The sequence below is a fragment of the Desulfosporosinus nitroreducens genome (assembly GCF_023897015.1).
Lineage (GTDB): Bacteria > Bacillota > Desulfitobacteriia > Desulfitobacteriales > Desulfitobacteriaceae > Desulfosporosinus > Desulfosporosinus nitroreducens.
This window is the reverse complement of sequence record NZ_JAMHFY010000024.1, coordinates 42,183-62,865: the sequence shown is the minus strand read 5'-3', so window position 1 is coordinate 62,865 and position 20,683 is coordinate 42,183. Positions and strand designations below refer to the sequence as shown.

The window sequence follows — 20,683 nt, the reverse complement described above, 5'->3', positions numbered from 1 at the left end:
CCACTTCTTCAAGTCGGTGTTCCTTATTCTGCTTCGGTGACGATAGTCTCCGGTGGAGAGTATCGCCGAAGCCGTGGTCCCAATAGGAATGCCTACCGGCGTAGGATAGAGTATCGCCGAGCGCCTTTCCCAATAGGAACACTTAGCGCGAAGGAGGTAGCCTCCCCCAACGTTCTGCTCTGCCTAATTCTTAAGGCTAGCTAACCAAGAAAACACTTCTTTTTCCTGCTCTATCAGGTCTTGTCCCTCTAGTCCTTTTTGGTCGAGCTTAGCAAAAGCCTTCACTAAAGCACTGCCTACAACAACTCCGTCACAAACCTTTGCTAACGCGCGGACTTGTTCCGGTTTCTGAATCCCAAAACCAACACAACGCGGAATTTGAAGACTGTTCCCTAAACTTTCAATGAACTTATTAACGCTGGCAGGGAGTTCAACCTCTCCTCCCGTAATCCCATTTCGCGATATGACATAAGCAAAGCCTTCCGTAACCTGAGAGACGGCCTGAATGTCCTGCTCACGACTCGTTTGGGCGATCATTGGGATAAAATCCAATTTGTTGCCCACCCTCTTTTTCGTTCTCATGCGCAGACCTTGACCTTCTCTCCAAGGCAAATCCGGCAAAATAAACCCATCAACCCCTGCATCAGCAGCATCCTCCGCCAATTGATCCCACCCGTAGCGAAGAAGTGGGTTAAGATAACTCATTAAAAGAAGCGGAGTATCATGGGTTCTGCGAAATTCCCGGACAAGTTCCAACGTTTTTTTCACTGTCATCTGAGCGTTCAAAGCCCTCTCAGCGGCGGCTTGAATGACCACTCCATCTGCCATAGGATCACTGAAGGGGACCCCCAGTTCTAACACATCCACACCGTGATCGGCCAGTCCCTTCAAGCGACGAAGACTTGCTTCCACGGAGGGATCTCCTGCCATTATATATGAGACTAGACGGGTTACCCCAGTAGGCTCACTTTTAAAAACTGCTTTAAGCCGCTCACTCATGATTTGCCCCTCCTTCCAAATACTGAGCCAGAGTTTCTACGTCTTTATCTCCTCTTCCAGAGAGATTAACGACGATCACCTGTTCCTTCGAGAGCCCTGGTGCGAGTTTTGCCGCATAAGCAACAGCATGGGCACTTTCTAGGGCAGGCAGTATGCCTTCTGTTTGACAAAGCAGGGTGCACGCGTCCAAGGCTTCTTGATCAGAAATACTGACATAGTCAGCTCGCCCAGTCTCCTTTAAATTACTGTGTTCAGGACCGACGCCCGGATAGTCAAGCCCTGCAGAAACGGAGGTTGTTACAACGATTTGTCCATCATCATCTTGCAATAAATAGCTATACGCTCCGTGCAGAACTCCTGGCTCACCTAGACAAAGTGTAGCCGCATTTTCACCCGTCTTGTTCCCTGTTCCTCCAGCTTCGACTCCGATCAGTCTTACCTCTTTATCATCGATAAATGGATGAAAGATCCCAATAGCATTACTTCCTCCACCGATACAAGCAATGATCGCGTCCGGTAGTTTTCCCAGCTCGTTCAACGCCTGCTCCCGCGTCTCCCGCCCAATCACTGTTTGAAAATCTCGAACAATTGTCGGATAGGGATGGGGTCCGGCTGCTGTTCCAAAACAGTAAAACGTTTCCTCGACATTCGTAACCCAATCTCTGAGCGCTTCATTGATAGCATCTTTCAGGGTACATGAACCGTGGGTCACCGTGCGAACTTCAGCACCCAGTAATCTCATTCGCAAAACGTTTAAATTCTGCCTGCGCACATCTTCCTCTCCCATATAAACCACACAAGGAAGAGCAAACAGCGCGCAAGCCGTGGCCGTTGCTACCCCGTGTTGACCTGCTCCAGTCTCTGCAATCACCCGTTTCTTGCCCATACGTTTAGCAAGCAAAACCTGCCCCAGTGTGTTGTTGATTTTATGAGCGCCCGTGTGATTGAGATCTTCTCTCTTAAGATAAATTCGAGCACCACCTAATTGTTCCGCAAGGCGCTTAGCTTCGTAGAAGAGAGACGGTCGTCCAACGTACCTTTGCAAAAGCTCTTTAAATTCCTGCTGAAAGCTCTCATCTTGGCAAGATTCCATATAAGCCGCTTCCAATTCTCGTAAAGCAGGCACTAACGTCTCTGGAACATAAGCACCTCCATATGGGCCAAAATGCCCACTCGTTTCGTAGCCGTCATCGGATAGCACATGTGTCTTTTCCTTAACCATTTGAACTCTCCTTTCATGCAGTTGCATATTCATTTTCCATGTACCATTTGATGCTTGTGCTTAAATCAGGTAAATAAAAAAGAGCATTCAATCCTAAAAGGACGGAATGCTCCGTGGTACCACCTTAATTCGTATAGGGTAATTATTTTTACAAATCCAATCACTGCTGATCGGACTTATGCAAACAAACCACCAAATACCTCTAATCTATCAGGTACGGAGAAAATTTTCTCGATACCCTTGTCTCTGTAACGGGAAACCCCCGGATCACCTACTAACTGTAACAGCTTTCGGATCACACCTCTGAGAACCATTCTGTCTAAGAGATTTGTATCAGACTCTCACCGCCTCTGACTCGCTAAGACATTCCCATAAGACATACTATTTCTCATCATCAGTCATTGTGTATTAATATTTTCATTATAATACTAGTTATTATATGACAGGTGATTATGGCTGTCAATATCACAGGACAACAACTTATTACAGCTTCCGAATATTTCCCAGTAACCGATTGAGCATTGTTTTAAGATTTATTGCTTCCTCTAGCTTAATGCCAGAATTACAAAACATTTTTTGAGGTAGTTCAAGAAATGATTCCTGTAGCATTCTTCCTTTTTCCGTCAAGTAAACCTTGACGATTCGTTCATCGTCTTTATCTCTTACTCTCTCAATCAATTGGGACTTTTCGAGTTTTTTTAGAAGAGGGGTGAGTGTGCCTGAATCAAGCAAAAGCTTGTTTCCAAGCTCAGAGACACTGAGCGAATCCTGCTCCCATAATACCAAGAGTGTAATATATTGAGTGTAGGTTAGCCCATGAGAGTTCAGGTATGGCTTATACAAGGAAATAATTTCTTTCGAGCATGCATAAAGTGCAAAACACAGCTGATTGTCGAGCTTGAGCATGTCTTTTGAGTTCCCGTCCAATTTACAAGCACTCCTCAATCGAAGTCGTCATGCTTTCTGGGGATATGGTGGGCTCAAAACGGCCTGCGATTTTTCCGTCCTTGCCGATGAGGAATTTAGTAAAGTTCCATTTTATAGAGCTATCGGAGAACTGCTTTCCATATTTCTGTTTCATCATAAGTTCAAAGGCCTTGTTTTTAAGGCCTTTTCCAAAGCCGTCAAACCTTGTGTGTTCAGAAAGATACTGAAAGATCGGATCTGCATTTTCATCCCGCACATTTATCTTAGCAGACAGTGGGAACGTAACCCCGTATCTTATCTTACAAAACTCCTGAACTTCACTATTTGTCCCTGGTTCCTGCTCAGAAAACTGGTTACATGGGAAACCAATTACCACCAATCCCTGATCTTGATAGGTTTCGTAAAGCTTCTCCAATCCCTCATATTGTGGCGTAAAGCCACATTTACTGGCGGTGTTGACGAGCAACATCACCTTTCCTTTATAATCAGAAAGAGAGACGGTCTTTCCTTCAATAGATTGAAACGAATAATCATAAATTGACATGTTAATCACCTTATCCTTATTTATATTTGATACAATCATATTGTACACAATGCAATATGATATTGCAAGCAGAACTTTAATTTCTATTCCTCTTCTTAGGCTTTGAAAACCTTTTCAATACAAATAAGTTCCGGTGGATTATTAATCTGATTTGTGAAGCAAATTTTGGCTACATTATACTCCTTTTGGTTTAATGTTGCAGTAAAGTCCTCCAAAGCCCTTAGTTCCATTTTACCATTCTCATGTCCCGAATATACAACTAATAAAATCATACCGTTAGGTTTGAGCAACCCTAAACATTTCTGTAGAGCTTCAATAGTTGTCTCCTTTTTCGTAGTAACCTCATGATTTCCCTTTGGTAGATATCCTAAATTAAATATTACTAATTGAGCAACACCTTCCTTAACATATTTATCAATATTTTCGTGACCAGTAAGTATGATTTCAGCTCTTTCAAGAAGCTTCAATTCCTTTAGTCTTTTCTCAGTATTAATTGCAGCCTCTTCTTGGATATCAAAAGCATAGACTTTCCCCTCTTCTCCAACTAAATGGCATAAAAATGCAGTATCATATCCATTTCCCATGGTACAATCCACTGCTATATCCCCGTTACCTAATTTCGATTTGCATATTCCCTTTGCTATCTCGATAGCATTTTTAAAAATATTCTTCATACTTTTAGTTTCTTCTCCTTATTTTTATCGAAAGACCATACAATTCATTCTATCAAAATTATCATTAAAGATGAAGATTTGAGAATGCTACTGCAGGAATTGATTCAATCTTCACAGCTTCTAGACAATACAGCCGCACCAGCCCATTAACGTCAGTGAACTCGTTCACCTAAAGCTGAACATCGAGACGTGGGGGACTCTACCCCTACCGAAGCAAAATAAGGAACACCCACTTATATAGAAGTGAGTGTCTTCTTCGAATTTGATAAACTAAGTTAAAAAGAAGGTGTCAATATTGGGATTTTTTCAAGATATGATAGGTATGGGGGATATGACCGAACAAGTTATTGCGACAGATCTTCTATTAGCTTCAAAATCAGGTGTTATTAATTATGCCATGACAATCTCTGAAGCTGTAACTCCTGAAGTAAGGGATGTACTCCGCAGACACTTGGATGTCGCTATTGAGACCCATGAAAAAGTTGCAGCTTATATGATGAAAAATGGGTATTACCATGTAACCAACCCACAAGAGCAGATTAGAGTGGACATGCAAGCAAGTGATACAGTATTAGATATACATAGACCCTGAGTAAATCTTTCTAAGGAATATCAACCGAATGTTGAATAAAGGACGATTCATGAGTCTTCTGAACAAAAAGACCTGTATTAAAAAATTCGTAGATCGATACAACTCCCCCGAATGGACAAATCGCATGTAAGGAAGCCGATGCGACAAAAGGAATTGTAATTCCGATTTCCTTTAAAGCTTGATTCATCGTAATCAGGACGACTAAAAGAACAAAAATAATTATGTACAAATGGTCTATGCCATAACCTAACTTTCTTAGTTCCCGAAGCGATCGGCTTAGGGATTTGTGGAGCTTGTAATGATGGTTGTTCCAAAACATAACTCTCCTTTCTTAATCTACTCAATCAATTATCGAGTCTACCTGAACCCTTTTGATTCAGGGGATATTTTAAATAGTGCCTTGATTTTGTGACAAAATAATGTCGTTCTCCTATAAAGTTTAAAGAAAACTCGGCTGGCGCCCGAAGACACTGTCTTCGCACGTGTTAACTTAGCGAAGAAGCCGCAGGCCCTGGCGACCGCCATAGTTGCACTTATGCTTGGAAAGTAATAACGACAAGTTTATACTTCTGACTTTGTAAAACAAAACAGAATGGGCTGTAAATCCATTCTGTTGTTTCATTATCTTCATAACTCGTCGGGATTGGGTCAATTCACCAATAAACTATTATGCTATAAAGAATTAGTTAGCTTTACTGGTCGAGTAAAAAACTGCACTTAGAATAATAAGGCCTCCTAGGACTTCTTGGATTGTTGGTATTTCTCTCACTATCAACATTGCGAAAATAATGCCATAGACCGGTTCAAGGCAAGAAATAATACCTGCTGTTTGTGTCTTGACGGTCTTTAATCCATTAATAAAGAGTGAATGAGAAATCCCAGTAAACACTACCCCCAAAAGAAGGAGTAATAAAATCTCTTTCGGGCTTAAAACCGGGTGCTGTATGACAAAAAAAGGAATTAAAATAATTGTAGCCGTAACTTGTTCATAGAAAGCAATGACAAGGCTCGAATAGTCTTTGACAAATTTTCTGTTGAGCATTGATAAGACTGCATAGGTAAGTCCGGAGAGCATTCCCCACATAACCCCTTGGGTCAAGTTATTCCCCAAGTCGAACGTTGGAATCACAAGCATAACTCCTAAGAATGTCACTATCGCAACTAGGCGCTAAGGATATTTCAGCTGAACAAGCTGCCGCTTACGCCGCAGACATACTTAAGAAGGCCTATAATGTTGACTTTACAAGTTACACTGCTCATGCAAGCTTTTCGAAAAACCCAATGCCAAACTCAGACAACTGGACAGTAATATTCCACGCTCCCAACGAAGACAATACTACCAACAGGTATATCGCCAGTGTGGACTCTGTGAACGGATCCATGCTTGATGCAAGTTCCTTCAACCTTTCTTATTTAGTAGATAACAGTAAAAATCTAGAAGGTCCCGAGTGGAGAAATAAGGCTGAAGAAGATATCGCCAGATTAATGCCGGAAGAGGTCTCCATAACCAGCAGTAAAGTGATTTATGCAACCCCCGAAACTGGCGTCATGGTTGTTAGTGAGTTATCCGACGGCTCTGCATGTGCAGTTCGCTTAACAGGTGAAAACAAGGAAGCAGCTGTCTATATTTTCTTTCCTAACGGATATGATGGAAGTTTAGATCTTGAACCAATAGCAGAAAATGCAGTAGGATAATGTAAGGTGGGACGTGTTGTTTAAAATAGAACTTTTAAACAACACGTCCCACCTTTATCTATAGCACCGCCAGATGACTCTTGACATCTGTTCCACAAAAAAGGGACGTTGCTAAAGGGAAAATACAATCAACAGATAGTTTTTATCATATGTATATTTGCGCTAGTAATAATAGTCAAATTTGTTTATTTAATTTTTAAGAAGTTGTGCTTGAAATAAGACATGGGAACTCATAATGGGTAAATATTGAAACATTAATTTCGGGAATATTTTTGATAACTATTTTAAGTTTTGTAAGTTATAAACCAATTACTAAATTATTTTTCCGTACAAAGCAAAGGGGAGCATCGCTTACTACTTCAAAAATTTGCGACACTCCCTGTTTTAATTTGCTCTCTTGTCTTCTAGTATTCGAAAACATCTACCGGAACATCAAGAGCTGAAGTATCACCATCTATTACTATCTCTGCAACTGACCACACATTGGGAACTACATTGTGTAAATAGTACTTAGCAGCGGCTACTTTTCCAATGTAGAAATTATAATCAAAATGTCCTTCTCCCACTTCTTTAGCCCTCTTATCAGCCAATACCGCTTGGTCAAGGATCTGCCTACCACAGAATAGCTGGGCAGAAGCGGTCAAGATACGACGGGAATAGAGAGGAATCATGCTCATATTGGTTTTGGTGTATCCGTTCAAGGCCTTAAGCATAGCTTGATAAGCGTCAAGTGCCTTGCCCAGGTTAGAAAATTCCTTGTTTAAGGCTTCATTGCCTTTATTCGCTACGTAGAAATCGACCATTTCTTGTACCCAAGCCCCAAAGACAGTGCCGCCCTTCATGTTCATCTTACGGCCAATCAGATCCATGGACTGGATATAATTAGTTCCTTCCCAGATGGAGTAAATCTTCATGTCGCGAGCGATTTGGGACAGGTGATACTCTTCACAGTAGCCATACCCGCCATAGGATTGGATTGCTTCGCCAATGAGCCACCATCCTTCATCAGAAGGATAGGCCTTGCAAAGCGGGGTGGCTATATCGATCAGGTCGTTGGCAGCTTGCCTTACTGCAGGATCAGGATCGCGATGCCTCTGGTCAAAAGCCAGATAAACCCTGTACATCATGGCCCGCATGGCTTCAATATGTGCTTTGCCCATCATCAGAGTGCGCTTAATATCCTCATGGTTAATAATGGATACCCGACCAGCTTTGGGATTTGTCAGCAAGCGGCCCTGAACTCTTTCTTTAGCATTATCTCGGGCATTCGCAAAGGCGTTGATAATACAGGACAGCGCCATATGACCTGTTTCTATCCGGGCCATGTTCATCATTTGAAACATCTGGGCCATACCTTCCCCCTTGCCCTCGTTTTCACGTGGGTCTTTACCCAGCAGCCAGCCTCGACAATTATCGTTTTCCCCAGCAGATAAAGCAGCTGTGACCGAACCATGCTGGCCCATTTTATGCTCTATCCCGGTGTTTAGAAAATCATTGTCTTCCAAGCTTCCATCTTCGTTAACCCATAACTTAGGAACTACAAATAGAGAAATTCCGCTGGTACCGGGTTTAGCACCTTCTATACGAGCTAAGTAGAGGTGAATGATATTTTCCGTAAAATCATTGTTGCCACCAGTTATGAATATCTTATTGCCTTTGATCTTAAAGATCCGCGGATCGTCAGTCGGATAGGCTTTAGAAAGAATATCGCCTACATCGGACCCTGCTCCGGGCTCAGTCAAACACATAGTTCCAGCCCAGGTTCCATTCATCATATTAGGAAGGAACTTAGCTTTTAATTTGTCATCGCCAAAGCTTTGAATTAGACCGGCTGCCCCACTGGTCAGCAGCACATAGGGCATAAAGGTGGGATTTGCCGCACAAATCAGCTCCCAAACAGCGGCATTCAACATTTCCGGTAATACCATAGCATCGGGTGAATCATCAATATTGCTGGTACCCCAGCCCTCTTCCTGCAACTTGTGGAAAAGAGGTCCTAAGCTAGGCGGGGTAGTTACCTTACCGTCAGCAAAGGTAGCTGGATGAGTCTCGTTTTCGCCATTGGTCGGCTCAATTACTGCCTTGCACATTTTTAAAACTGGATCTAAGACTGATTTAATATCATCCTTGGAATAATAATCTGCAAACTGCGGGTAGTTAAAAACCCCCTCAGTTGGAAGCCATTCTTGAATAATAAATTCAAAATCTCTAATATTATTAACTGCAAAATTAGACGCCATGTTTACATTCCCTCCAGCCTAAATTTTTTCACGAATTTCTTACACCATCTATATCTCTCGAGTCCACAGAGAAGCCATAGCTGCTCCGCCACCTACGCAAAGGGAAGCGCCGCCAACTGTTTTCCCAAGTCTCTCCAGTTCATAATAAAGACTGACAATGATGCGCAGTCCGGTAGCCCCAACCGGATGTCCTAATCCAATTCCAGAACCATTCGTGTTAATGTTGCCATCCTGCTCGAACGTACCTATGTTGAAAGTGATGCCTGCTTCATCTTTTATCTTCTTGCCAACACCATCACTTGGGCGGCAAAGGCTTCGTTGATTTCCCAGTAATCAACGTCTTCATACTTTATTCCAGCTTCTTTCAAACATTTGGGTATAGCAACAGCGGGACCTAAGCCCATAACACTAGCTTCTACCCCTTCATCACAGATATTTATAAGTTTCATTAGAGGTTTAATTCCCAGTTCCTCAGCCTTTTTCTTGGTCATCAAAACGACAGCCGCCGCTGCGTCATTTAGACCAGAAGCGTTGCCAGCAGTTACAACACCGTCCTTTTTAAATGCAGGTTTCAGCTTGGCCATACTTTCGAAGCTTGCACCTCGAATAGAATGTTCGTCCTGCTTGAACACGTATTCTTTCTTCCCCTTTTTGACTGAAACAGGAACAATCTCTCTGACAAAACGACCTTCGTCAATAGCCCTTATTGCCCTCTGATGGCTAAGTAGAGCTAGCTCATCACATTCTTCTCTGGTAATTCCATACTGTTCAGCGATATTTTCAGCAGTTCCTCCCATATGGGAACCGGCTAGTTGGCATACTAGTCCATCTGCAAGCATGGCGTCCTGAAGTTTGACATCGCCCATTCTTGCACCCCATCTGGATGTCGTAGAGATGTAAGGGATATTACTCATACTTTCAGTACCAGTTACTAGCGCTATTTCGTATTTGCCTAGTTGCAGTTTCATAGCAGCGATTTCCACGGCTCTCATTGCAGATGCACAGTTCTGGTTGACCATACAGGCACTTGATTTAGGATCCATACCAATCTCCATAGCCACAATACGGGGGGGACACGAGCCATTACCATGACCTAAGCACATTCCAGCCACGATTTCATCGACCTGTTTCGGATCAATTCCCGCACGTTTTATAGCCTCAGCAGCAACAAGCTTGGTCAATTCATTGGCGGGCACTGGTTGGAGCGACCCTCCATAAGAACCAATAGGTGTTCTGCAAGCGCTAACCATTACAACTTCATTAAGTTGCATTACCATAATTTAAAACCCCTTTAATATTAATTAGCCCTCCCCAAATTCAGCAGATCTACAGCCTTAGGTTCTCTTGTTGGATCGCACCCAAATCTTATTGACATCCGCTTCTTTGATCAATTCATCACGCAGATCAGGATGAGCAATATTTATTAAGGCCTCGGCTCTTTGCCACGTACTCTTTCCCTTCAGCATTGCTATTCCGTATTCAGTGACTACATAATAATTAATACTCCTAGGCACGGTAACAATCGACCCTGGACTTATAGTAGGCGTAATGCGGGATTGCAACTTGCCCTCACTGGCAACGAAGGTCGAGGTAAGACAGATCAACCCCTTACCTCCTTTAGATTTATAAGACCCATAAATATAGTCTAACTGGCCGCCAGTTCCAGAAATCTGCCGTGTACCTGATGATTCCGATGCCACCTGACCATAGAGATCTACTTCTATCGCATTGTTAATGCAGATCATATTATCGTTTCGGCATATTATGTCAGGTTCATTCGTATAATCCACCGGGTAACTTGCACAAATAGGATTGTTATTCAAAAAATCATAGAGCTTGTTGGTTCCCATGGCAAAGGTATAGACCATCTTACCTTTATCAAGCTGTTTGCCCAGACCCGTAATTCTTCCAGCTTCGTACATATCCACAAATGAATCGACCAGCATTTCTGTGTGAACACCTAAGTCTTTTAAGTCCGATTGGGCGATCATTGCGCCAACTGCATTGGGCATAGCCCCAATTCCTAACTGTAAACAGGCACCATCTTCGATTTGTTCCAGAATAATTTTGGCGATTATCTTATCCACATCTGAGATTGGGGTTTCGGGGAGCTGAATAAGAGGTCTATTGTCACCCTGAACAAAATAGTCGATTTCGGATACATGTAAGGTCTCCCTGGAGCCACCTAAACATCGGGGTACGGACTCGTTTACTTCAGCAATCACGATTTTAGCAGCATCACAGAAGGCATGTGTTATAGAATTCGATGTGCCCAAGTTTACATAGCCATGTTGATCAGGAGGAGTAACCTTGATCAAAGCTACATCAACCGGTACCCAACTTCGGTCAAAAAAACTGGGACCTTCATGATAGGTCAGGGGAATATAGTTGCACAAATTTTTATCATGCAGTTTTCTGCTGGCTCCACTAAAATGCCAGTCATTATAAATAAAATGTTTCCTTTCCGGATCATTGACAATAGTTTGGGGTATAAACGGACAGGTAACTGTTCTAATATTAACCCCTTCTAATTCATCACACCTCTTGGCCAAAGCGGCATCCAAAACATGTGAAGCCATCATGAATTCACCATAATGAACAACATCACCTGATTTCACGACCTTAACTGCTTCGTCAGCAGTGACAAATTTACGCTCGTACTCCTTTTTATAATCCAAATCGACCCCTCCCTAATTATTTATTCTCAGAAGATTTTGCCCCAACTGCCCCCTCTATTAATTCACTCAATATGCAAGAATAGATCCAAATTTCTGACTTTTTTTAATAATTATTTAATGAAAACAAAAAAGGCCAGGAAAAACCCTGCCCCTAGTCAAATCATCTAATGAGATTATTTAGAACCATCTTAAAATAATGCCGCATTGATACATTTTCGATGTCTCCTATTGGAGACAATATGCTCTCATAAAAGACGCCTTGTCTCGATCAAGCAACCCGACGATCGTTCAGATTACAACTCCCCAGACAAAACCTCACCACCAAGCCCATGCTTCGTAAGTTTCTTATACAGAACAGATCTGTGAATCCCCAAGATTTTTGCAGCTTGCGCCTTATTGCCCTTGGCACGCCTCAAAGCGTCAACCAACAACTCTTTTTCAGCAAAATTTCTGCCTTCCTCGAATCTGCTATGTTCTCCGCTCTGAGGATCATTCACGCTCATTTTGGCCTGCAGTATTCGAGCCGGTAAATGTTCAGGTAAAATAATCGGCTCATCAACCATGTTCATCGTTCGTTCCAAAACGCTCTCTAGTTCTCGGACGTTACCTGGCCATGCATAGTTTTGTAATATTTGCATGGCTTCTTGAGAAATACCTTCCACATCTGTCTCTAATTTTTGGTTTAATTTAGTCACCATGTAATTTGCCAGTAATCTAATGTCCCCAGACCTTTCCCGTAAGCAAGGTAACTCAAGAACCATAACATTTAACCGATAGAAAAGGTCCTCCCGAAACGTCCCTTCCTGCAACATTTTTTCTAATTTGCGGTTAGTAGCTGTAATAATACGCACATCGATTTTGAAAGGTTGCGTTCCGCCTATCCTTTCAATTTCACGTTCCTGAATGACACGTAAAAGCTTGGCTTGCATTGTTAGGCTCATATCCCCGATCTCGTCCAAGAAGATAGTACCATGGTTCGCCAGTTCAAATTTACCGGGTTTGCCATCTTTGCTTGCTCCGGTGAAGGCCCCTTCAACATAACCAAACAGCTCAGATTCTAAGAGCTGTTCAGGAATAGCGGCACAGTTAACCTTAATAAATGGTCCATGGCGCCGCACGCTATAATTATGAATAGCATGAGCGAACAACTCTTTTCCCGTTCCACTCTCCCCCGTTAACAGAACGGTTGAGGTTGTACGAGCAGCCCGTTGAGCTAAGCGTATGGTTGCTGTAATTTTAAATCCTTCTCCGATAATATCATCAAAAGTATAAGTAGCGCTGTGAATTTTGCGCAACTCTTCTTTATAAAACTTCAGGTCATTTTCCAATTGGGCCAGTTTTCGGGCGAAGACATGGGCTAGACCCATATCCTTAAAGAGGGTCTTGCCAAGTGCGCCAATTGTCTTGCCATCTTTTTTGATGGGTGCCCGGATAATCATAAAATCCCGGTCTCCAACTTTCCAGTAGTCTACGAATTGGGCCTTACCCGTACGCACAATGTTTGGAAGTTCTGAATGTGGGGTTAGTTCGCAAATATGCCGTCCCAGAGCTTGTTCCCTTGTTACCCCAAGGACCTCTAAATAGAAGTTATTAATCATAGTCACGTGGCTATTTTCGTCGACAACAACCATACCTTCATACGGATTTTCTATAACCGCTTCCAATGTAGCTGTTAGCTTTTTGGATTTGTTAAGCTCTTGTTCTAACCTCTCCAACTTGCTTGCCTGGTAATCAAACAACGGCCAAAGCTTGAGTACTCCGATCATCCGTCTCGTCTCATCAGTAACTGGGACTTCGTTCACTTTTAGTTTTAAGAAAAGGGTGATCGCCTCTTGAACCGAACTACTCGAGGGCAAGCACATCGGAACCTTACACACGAGCTCCCCTGCTAATTTTTGCATATTCTTACGAGCTCCGGCCTGCAGCATAGCAGCCTGATCTAGAAGACCCACCAATAATCCGTCTCTGTTTAAGACATAAACACAGTCTAACGATTGGCCAAATTCTTCATAGACTTCATAAATATTTCGATCTTGAGAAACCTTTGGGAAATCAAGTGTAATCATGCAATCCATTGTATCTATCCCAGACCCAATGATCATATCCGAGAAAACACCCACCTCGCATCCCCCTTTTCCATCCTTGGATTGAAATAAATCTGGCAACTATCATAGAAGAGTCATTAATACTTCGACGCTCTCGTTTTCTAGTTCCTTTTCATCCAGGTAACGGCTAAACATTATAGTTTGCCAGCGTGGAATTAATACGTTAAACATTAGACCCTAGATTGATTATATCATTTCATTGAGGCCAATTGTGATAAAACAAGCTGTTCGCCCAGACTTCCTTCAGCCTGGGTGGGATGTGGGAAAGCCAGTTCTTATCAGTATATAGTTAGAGCCCATCCCTTCTTAACTTAAAAACAAGAAGCTAGAACATCCAAACATCTGTCTGAATGCCCTAACTCTTACCTATTATCTGAGCCATTATTTAATTGATCGGTATCTCTAGCATTTCATCATAGCTTTTTGAATATGTCATTCTTTGGACATCTAGTTCCAACTCATCCCCCGCACCCAAGAAACGCAGCGTTCTTGTATGAATAATGGTACCATCCTGAAGTTTATCATAATTGTCCATAATGGTTTCTTCTAGGGGGACTTTCTGTCCATCAATCATTAAATATACCCGACTTAAGATAAGGCTCTCTTCACTGCTAATGGTTATATGCGTCTCTCCCTGGGAAGTTTTAATTTGATCTATCTCTACTATTTGCCCTAGAATATTTAACTTCTGCTTCTCGCTATCGTTAGTTCTCCCCAACTTAAACTGTCGATTCACATCGTGATCTGCTCCAAACTTGACCAATTCTAGTTGGAGTTGCTCTAAATCTGAGGGTAAAGGATCATAATCACTGTGAAAAGTAATCCCTTTCATGTCAGTGCTCATCCCACCCCCTTGTACGGGAACTTCTTTTCCATTGGCAATAAGCTTTAGCGTTAGATCTGTCGGTCGAAGTCTCTCTCCACTGAGCTGCCCTTTAGCTAATTCGAAAATATTTTGTATAGAACCCTCGATCACTGTTTTTGTAGGGGATGCAAGAATAGATTCAATTTTAATATGGGCTTGATCAACTTTAATCGTCTCATTGAGAGTCTCTTTTAGTGTATGTCCCATAGCAGTATTCCTGTTTAAAGTAAAGCTGATCTCAGCAGGCGTTTGTGTTCCCTTGCGTATTTGCGAAAATCTTAAGGTTAAGCCTTTTTCAAAAGGCTTTGGAGGCTCAAAGCTGGCGAGATATTTTATTTCAGTTTTCTCTTCATTAATAATACCCTGGGAATTCTGATGGTAATATTCTCCCCAAAAGCCTTTTAAGGACATTATAGATAAGATGTCATTTTCTTCGACGTGCCCTGATGGATCTTTTACGGTATAGAACACTAAAAGTTGATTTTCATCTAACATTACGTAATCAACTGTTAATGAGACTCCATTGTCGAATACAAAGCCTTTTCCCACCGGTTGTCCTTTACCAAGTTCACTTAATTCTTTCAAAGAATCGTTCATGACCTGATCATACCCTAGGAGCTGTTTACTATAAAAAGCAATTACATCATAATTAAACGATAGTAATAGAGTAACCACCATAACCATGGCCGCGACATAAACTTTAGCTCTGTTTCTTAGTCTAAATTGTTTGTCTCTATTTAAGGCAGTTCGCAGTCGACCCTCCAACTCTTCGGGAACTTCAATTTGATCAATTTTACACTTTTGTGTTTTAAGAATATCTTCTATATTGTTCATCAGTTACTCACTCCCATGCTCTGTTTTAATTTTAGAAGCCCAGTGTGAATTCGTGATTTGACTGTTCCTAACGGAATTTTTAAGATAGCAGCAATAGATTCATAATCCATATCAAGGTAATACCTTAATTTTAGAACTTCCAGGTGTTTTTGATTGAGCTTTTTCATGTGTTTTTCAATATCTAGTTGTTCATCCTTTACTTGAAAGACATCTTCGTGGGGGCCTTCCTGAATATTGCTGATCAATATGATCCTATTCTTTCTCCTTAAGTTATTTTTACAACAATTAACTAGGATTGCTTTACTCCAACTATAAAAAGCATTATTATCGTTAAGCTTCTTAATATTTTCATAAACTTTTAGTATCATATCTTCCATGACGTCTAATGCGTCATCTTGGTTCTTCATAAAGGTATAGGCGAGGCGATAATAATCCTGTTTTTGCCTCATGATGAGTTCTATAATCACCTCTTTATCCCCCATTTTTGCTCGTTTTATCATCTGGGCAAACTCATTTTCCAAAGCTTTCACCTCACTTCTATACCTATGAGTTCTATCTTACCTAATAAGTTCATTTTACGGGCGAAATATTTTTAAATATTCACTGGTATGTACTGCAATTCAAATAGTTAAGTCGAAAAGAGCACCCATTAATTGAGTGCTCTTCATAATTCTATCCCTCATACCCTTGCTAATATCCATTTTCTTCATTGGAGCATTACTTTCATAACTCTTCCCGATTTTCCAGGATCGAGTTCGCTTACCATCTTGATCATTAGTGCTTACCCTCTGACCGAAATCCTATGTCATTGTTATCTTAGCCATTTATAAGATTACTCATTTTCTCCAGATCGCATATCTTCCTAAACATCGGCCATTTTGAATTGTGTTTCTTAAGAATCGATAACCGCTTCCACCTGACAGCGCACATAACGATGTAAAGGCGTACCTGCAATGCGATCGCGATTAGTATTTTTGGTCAATCGATTAACCCCCACTCCGTATATCTCTCCGTTAAATTCCAACCCAAAGCCATGCGGAATGATCACCATTCCGAGGCGAGTGTCCGTGGTGGTTTCCAGTTCAATGTTCACAGACCCTGCTTCAGTGGTAACCTTCACGATTTGTTGGTCATTTAGGCCCAGCCCCTCGGCATCCTCCGGATTCATAGCCACGGTACAAGCTCTTCGCCCACGGTTCCACTCAGGATTCCGAATTAAGGTATTGGCATTCTCATCCATGTGCCGTCCTGCCAAAAGAACAAAGGGGTACTTACCTTCAGACTGAAGTTGTTCTTCTTCATACTCTGGGGTTATGCCAGTAACCCATTCTTCGACTTCTGGTATATATAAGTTGATGCGATTATCCTCCGTTTTTAGGTTGGCAAAGTTGTTGTCTGGGTCCACCTTACCGATCCATAAACCTTCCGGATGATCAAGGATTGCTTGAAAGATGTCATCACCCATAGTGAGACCGAGTTTGAAGCCAGCCCGAACTGCATTTTCCTTGAAACTCTGGGGGACAGTTTGAAGCAGAGCCCACATCCAGGCTAAGTTAACTGATCCCATTTCTTGGCCTAGAGTTTTAGCCACCACAAATGGCATTATTGCCGCTGCCTTCGGTTCCGATTTCATATAGGCATATAATGCCTGACCATATTCTATTCGGGATTTTTTAGCAGCAGAATAAAGTGATTCTGGGATTGCCGGAATAAAGCCTAGTTTATCGGCCAGACGAGTAAAGATTTCACTTCCTTCGAGGAGTTCCCCCTCTGGTTTCACGATGGGCTGACGCATTTGGCAATATATTTCGGGATAATTGAGCTGGAAGTAAGTAGTATCCCATCTCTCATAAAGCGAGCGATCTGGCAGTACGTAATCTGACATCTTAGCTGTTTCCGTCATGGCAATATCAATAGTAACCAATAGATCCAGCTTGGAGAAGGCTTGTTCATAGGCCGTCGTGTCAGCAAAAGAGCGCACAGGGTTACTGGAAGAAATAAGTACCGCCCGTAGCCGTTCGGGGTGGTTATTGTCAATTTCTTCTGGCATTGCGTTAGGTGGATGCATGCCTAGAATTGTAGGGAAACCGGTTGACATGGTTTTCCAGTGCTTAGGATTCCGATCATCCGTGTGTGGTCCCATGGTCATTAAATAACCTGGAACAACATTCCCCCCTGGAACAAAAAGGCGTCCACAGATGGCGAGCAGTATGATTTGTAAATAAGTCGTCACTGAACTATGCCTGCCCATAAGTACCCCAAGGTCCGCATGAAGTGATGATTTTCGCGTGGCAAAAAGTCGTGCTACTTCTTTGACTTGATCATAGTTCAGTTCACATACTCTGCAGGCCTCCCTGGCATCAAAATTCTTAAACCAGGGATCGATTTGCTCAAATTGACTCACATGCAGATCAATATATGGTTGATTTTGCCATCCTTCCTGTAAGATGATGGCGATCAAAGCACGAGTTAGCAGGGCATCGGTACCCGGACGCAAAGCCAGATGAATATCTGCTTTTTTTGCAGTCTCTGAAGGACGGGGATCTATGACTACTAGCATTTTTCCTGGGTCTTTGGACATCTTATCAAGGTATCTTCTGGCCTGAGGCATCTGATGGCTCATCCAACCGTTCCAACCGATGGCTAACAGGAGATCCGTCTGATCGTGATCGAAGATCGTAAAATTATATTGCCTGCCTATAGTTCGACCATAGCCCCAGTATAAACCGGTAAGTTCTCCAGCCAAGGCATTATAGTAGTATTTCGAGCCCAAAGAACGTAAAAGACGAAGTCCGAAAACTGCTTCAGAATGACCTCCCAAGCCTCCCAGACCCATAAAGGCCAAGGAACGTGGCCCATGCTCATCTACGATGGTTCGTAGTTTTTCCGCGATCTCTGTGAGTGCCTGTTCCCAGGAGATGGGCACGAAATCCTTCCCCACTTTTTTCAAGGGGTGAGTAAGACGATCACTGTGATGCTGGTAATAAGCGATATTGAGCCCCTTTCGGCAAGCATATCCCTGGCTGCGGGGATTATCTTTGTCAGGTTTGACCTTAACAATTTGGTTATTCTCCACCAACGCCTCGAGACCGCAATTTTGGGCACAAAGCACGCAACTGGTCTTTTTCCATTCGCTCAAGTTTAGCCCTCCTCGTACTTCATATTAGTTCATCTTTCTTATTCGCTCGTTCCTAATCTCTCCTTTCCTCTGTGAACCTTTTAAATCAAAATAGAAGGGCTAAAAAATCGCTTCACTAAACAATACTCCGAATAGACTCCTCCCGTATGTACACTTGTTAGCCTTTTCTACTCTGTTTTCCAAACCGTTTACCTTGATGTTAGTAAAGTGTATCTCTAACGACAAAGGCCCGTAAAAACTCCTCGACACGTTCGGGTGAGCCATCGAGTTGCAACGATTGAACATACTGATCTCTCTCACTCCGTTTAACAGCCAAAAATGTCGCCCACGCTTCGGGAGATACCGTCACTCGGACGTCCGGATCTGCTTGCTCTCCTTTACTTGTTGACCATCGATCACCATCAAACGATAAGACATGGGCTCCCCCATGCGTGAAACACATCAACCATGTTGTAGGTTGAGGCAACTTACGGCCTCGTTTATTGAGGGAATCTGTAATGACATCCATCGCTAGATCAGGGCGAACCACTTCGCCTGGCAATGGTGGCCGCATTGCATGTTTCAGGCCCCACTCCTTCATTGCCTCCACCACAGGACGCAGGTCTTGACCTGCACGCGTTAGCCTGTACCAAACCTCGCGATGGCCCGGCTGTTCCTCTCGTTCAACAATACCAGTCTCCTCAAGTTGCCGGAGTGCAAGCGTAAGTCCCTTAGGCGTGACGTTGCTTGAGTACTGCAACAGGTCACTAAACCTTTGGGGCCTAGTGAGCAAATCTCGAATGATAGTAAAAGACCATTTACCACCAATTACCTCTAATGAAAAAGCCACAGGACAATAATGGTTGTACTTTCGTGTCATTGTGAATTACCTTTCTGAAAGTAAGTATACTAATTATAGTATCTTTATTATACTAATAATAAATTTCTTAACGCCAGCTGTCAAGTCTTCTCGATTAATTTACTGTCAATTTAACCTTACAACTCCATTGGTATTTCCAGCACCTATTATGGTGATGGATTCAATGACCTCCTCAGCTAACACATATATAAATTTATCAGTAACATACCCGGCGTCCGGCACTTATCCGGACGGCTTACGAAATGATTACTCAGGAATTTTATGTTTAGGTTTCTGTGTATCTTAATTTTTGGTATAATATCCTAAAAAGGATGAGGGTAGATTAATGTTTCGAACAATTCTATGGTTTACATATTTTTGGATACACCTCATAGCCATTCAACCAACACTGTTAAAAGTTAACCTATTAGAGAAAATGGGAAAAACCGTTGAACATGACCAGCTCACAAACCAAACGGCAAAGAAATGGGCTCATACTCTCGTTAAGCTTGCAGGAGTTACTGTTACCATCAGCGGGGAGGAGAACATCCCTTCTGAAGGCCCAGTTCTTTTCGTCAGCAATCACCAGGGGAATTTTGACATCCCTATTCTCTTGGGTTATATTGATAAGCCTAAGGCCTTTATTGCAAAAGTTGAGCTTCTAAAATTACCCCTAATTCGAACCTGGATGACTCATTTGAAGTGTGTTTTTATGGACCGTTCAGATATACGACAATCTCTTAAAGTTATAAACCAGGCTGCAGAACATCTTAAAGAAGGATATTCTATGGTCATTTTCCCTGAAGGCACTCGCAGCAAAGGTGAAACTCTAGGCGAATTTAAACCTGGGAGCTTGAAGTTGGCGTTGAAGTCTGGTGTTCCCATTGTTCCGATTACGATTCGCGGTTCGTATAAGATAATGGAACAAAACGGCTTTAAAATTAAGCCAGCCCATGTAGAAATAACTATTTTTGACCCCATCCCAACTGCCAAACTAACCAAGGAGCAAGCCTCGGAATTGCCGGAAAGGGTCAGGAAAATTATCAATCGAGGCCTCTCTCATTAAAATCTTGTACTAAGTTGATCTAAAATTAGGTTCCTAATAAGTCTCGGAATGCCAATTTCCATTTATTTCTACGATTAATTTTAGAGGAAATTTCCGTATCATGTCGAATACATTATGTCGACGCAAAAAAACAAAGGCTGAATCTAGGATACCTAGAGCGGGGGATCTTTTTTTATGGGGTGAAACGCATACTAAATGCGTAGGGCTTACACCTTGTGCCCGAATCCGTCAACTAACCTCGTAAGCTGAGAAAGGTGAAAGAAAT

General features: G+C 42.3%; 17 protein-coding genes, 1 pseudogene, 1 riboswitch and 1 other annotated feature. Of the genes and pseudogenes, 3 read left to right on the top strand and 15 right to left on the bottom strand.

The window, feature by feature from the left end; all coding sequences use genetic code 11:
• Window positions 1-183 precede the first annotated feature (183 nt).
• From trpA to mnmM, 5 genes are all read right to left on the bottom strand, one after another.
• A complete protein-coding gene (trpA, locus tag M8E35_RS20660) occupies window positions 184-999 on the bottom strand; it encodes a tryptophan synthase subunit alpha (protein ID WP_252471926.1) in 816 nt (271 codons plus the stop codon).
• The gene (gene trpB / locus M8E35_RS20655; protein WP_252471924.1) at window positions 992-2,221 is read right to left on the bottom strand and encodes a tryptophan synthase subunit beta; all 1,230 of its coding nucleotides are present in this window, start codon (window positions 2,219-2,221) and stop codon (window positions 992-994) included. The genes trpA and trpB overlap by 8 nt, the downstream gene beginning before the upstream one ends.
• 94 nt (window positions 2,222-2,315) lie before the next feature.
• Window positions 2,316-2,625, bottom strand: a binding site (T-box leader).
• A gap of 79 nt (window positions 2,626-2,704) precedes the next feature.
• A complete protein-coding gene (locus M8E35_RS20650; RefSeq protein ID WP_252471956.1) occupies window positions 2,705-3,127 on the bottom strand; it encodes a MarR family winged helix-turn-helix transcriptional regulator in 423 nt (140 codons plus the stop codon).
• Window positions 3,128-3,149: 22 nt separating this feature from the next.
• Window positions 3,150-3,692, bottom strand: a complete 543-nt coding sequence (locus M8E35_RS20645) for a glutathione peroxidase (RefSeq protein WP_252471922.1) — start codon at window positions 3,690-3,692, stop codon at window positions 3,150-3,152.
• Window positions 3,693-3,787: 95 nt separating this feature from the next.
• Window positions 3,788-4,366, bottom strand: a complete 579-nt coding sequence (gene mnmM / locus M8E35_RS20640; RefSeq protein WP_252471920.1) for a tRNA 5-(aminomethyl)-2-thiouridylate-methyltransferase MnmM — start codon at window positions 4,364-4,366, stop codon at window positions 3,788-3,790.
• Window positions 4,367-4,661: 295 nt separating this feature from the next.
• On the opposite strand from mnmM, the gene M8E35_RS20635 reads away from it, so the two are divergent.
• Window positions 4,662-4,958, top strand: coding sequence for a spore coat protein (locus M8E35_RS20635; protein WP_289710946.1), 297 nt, complete (start codon window positions 4,662-4,664; stop codon window positions 4,956-4,958).
• Between the two features lie 10 nt (window positions 4,959-4,968).
• Here the strand turns inward: M8E35_RS20635 and M8E35_RS20630 are convergent, their stop codons facing one another.
• On the bottom strand, window positions 4,969-5,277 hold the full coding sequence (locus M8E35_RS20630) for a hypothetical protein (RefSeq protein ID WP_252471916.1): 309 nt from the start codon (window positions 5,275-5,277) through the stop codon (window positions 4,969-4,971).
• A 363-nt stretch (window positions 5,278-5,640) separates the two neighbouring features.
• The gene (locus tag M8E35_RS20625; protein ID WP_252471914.1) at window positions 5,641-6,087 is read right to left on the bottom strand and encodes a DMT family transporter; all 447 of its coding nucleotides are present in this window, start codon (window positions 6,085-6,087) and stop codon (window positions 5,641-5,643) included.
• Window positions 6,088-6,104: 17 nt separating this feature from the next.
• Between M8E35_RS20625 and M8E35_RS20620 the strand changes: the two genes are divergently transcribed.
• A complete protein-coding gene (locus tag M8E35_RS20620; RefSeq protein ID WP_252471912.1) occupies window positions 6,105-6,653 on the top strand; it encodes a hypothetical protein in 549 nt (182 codons plus the stop codon).
• Between the two features lie 404 nt (window positions 6,654-7,057).
• Here the strand turns inward: M8E35_RS20620 and M8E35_RS20615 are convergent, their stop codons facing one another.
• The 8 genes and pseudogenes from M8E35_RS20615 to M8E35_RS20580 all read right to left on the bottom strand — a co-directional run bounded on the left by M8E35_RS20615 (window position 7,058) and on the right by M8E35_RS20580 (window position 19,373).
• Window positions 7,058-8,893, bottom strand: coding sequence for an acyl-CoA dehydrogenase family protein (locus M8E35_RS20615; RefSeq protein WP_252471910.1), 1,836 nt, complete (start codon window positions 8,891-8,893; stop codon window positions 7,058-7,060).
• Window positions 8,894-8,941: 48 nt separating this feature from the next.
• Window positions 8,942-10,170: pseudogene (locus tag M8E35_RS20610) on the bottom strand (thiolase family protein).
• Window positions 10,171-10,227: 57 nt separating this feature from the next.
• Complete coding sequence (locus M8E35_RS20605; RefSeq protein WP_252471908.1) at window positions 10,228-11,571, bottom strand: acetyl-CoA hydrolase/transferase family protein; 1,344 nt, start codon at window positions 11,569-11,571, stop codon at window positions 10,228-10,230.
• A 293-nt stretch (window positions 11,572-11,864) separates the two neighbouring features.
• The gene (locus M8E35_RS20600; protein ID WP_252471897.1) at window positions 11,865-13,691 is read right to left on the bottom strand and encodes a sigma 54-interacting transcriptional regulator; all 1,827 of its coding nucleotides are present in this window, start codon (window positions 13,689-13,691) and stop codon (window positions 11,865-11,867) included.
• A gap of 370 nt (window positions 13,692-14,061) precedes the next feature.
• Window positions 14,062-15,375 (bottom strand): DUF4179 domain-containing protein, encoded by a 1,314-nt coding sequence (locus M8E35_RS20595; RefSeq protein ID WP_252471895.1) that lies wholly within the window; start codon window positions 15,373-15,375, stop codon window positions 14,062-14,064.
• A complete protein-coding gene (locus M8E35_RS20590; protein WP_373887469.1) occupies window positions 15,375-15,875 on the bottom strand; it encodes an RNA polymerase sigma factor in 501 nt (166 codons plus the stop codon). Before M8E35_RS20590 ends, M8E35_RS20595 begins: the two co-directional genes overlap by 1 nt.
• Window positions 15,876-16,267: 392 nt before the next feature.
• A complete protein-coding gene (locus M8E35_RS20585) occupies window positions 16,268-18,514 on the bottom strand; it encodes a molybdopterin-containing oxidoreductase family protein (RefSeq protein WP_252471891.1) in 2,247 nt (748 codons plus the stop codon).
• A gap of 199 nt (window positions 18,515-18,713) precedes the next feature.
• Window positions 18,714-19,373 (bottom strand): winged helix-turn-helix transcriptional regulator, encoded by a 660-nt coding sequence (locus tag M8E35_RS20580; RefSeq protein WP_252471865.1) that lies wholly within the window; start codon window positions 19,371-19,373, stop codon window positions 18,714-18,716.
• Window positions 19,374-19,698: 325 nt separating this feature from the next.
• Here M8E35_RS20580 and M8E35_RS20575 point away from each other — a divergent pair, with 325 nt between their 5' ends.
• On the top strand, window positions 19,699-20,418 hold the full coding sequence (locus tag M8E35_RS20575; RefSeq protein ID WP_252471863.1) for a lysophospholipid acyltransferase family protein: 720 nt from the start codon (window positions 19,699-19,701) through the stop codon (window positions 20,416-20,418).
• Between the two features lie 125 nt (window positions 20,419-20,543).
• A riboswitch (cyclic di-AMP (ydaO/yuaA leader) is annotated at window positions 20,544-20,680 on the top strand.
• Window positions 20,681-20,683: the final 3 nt, after the last annotated feature.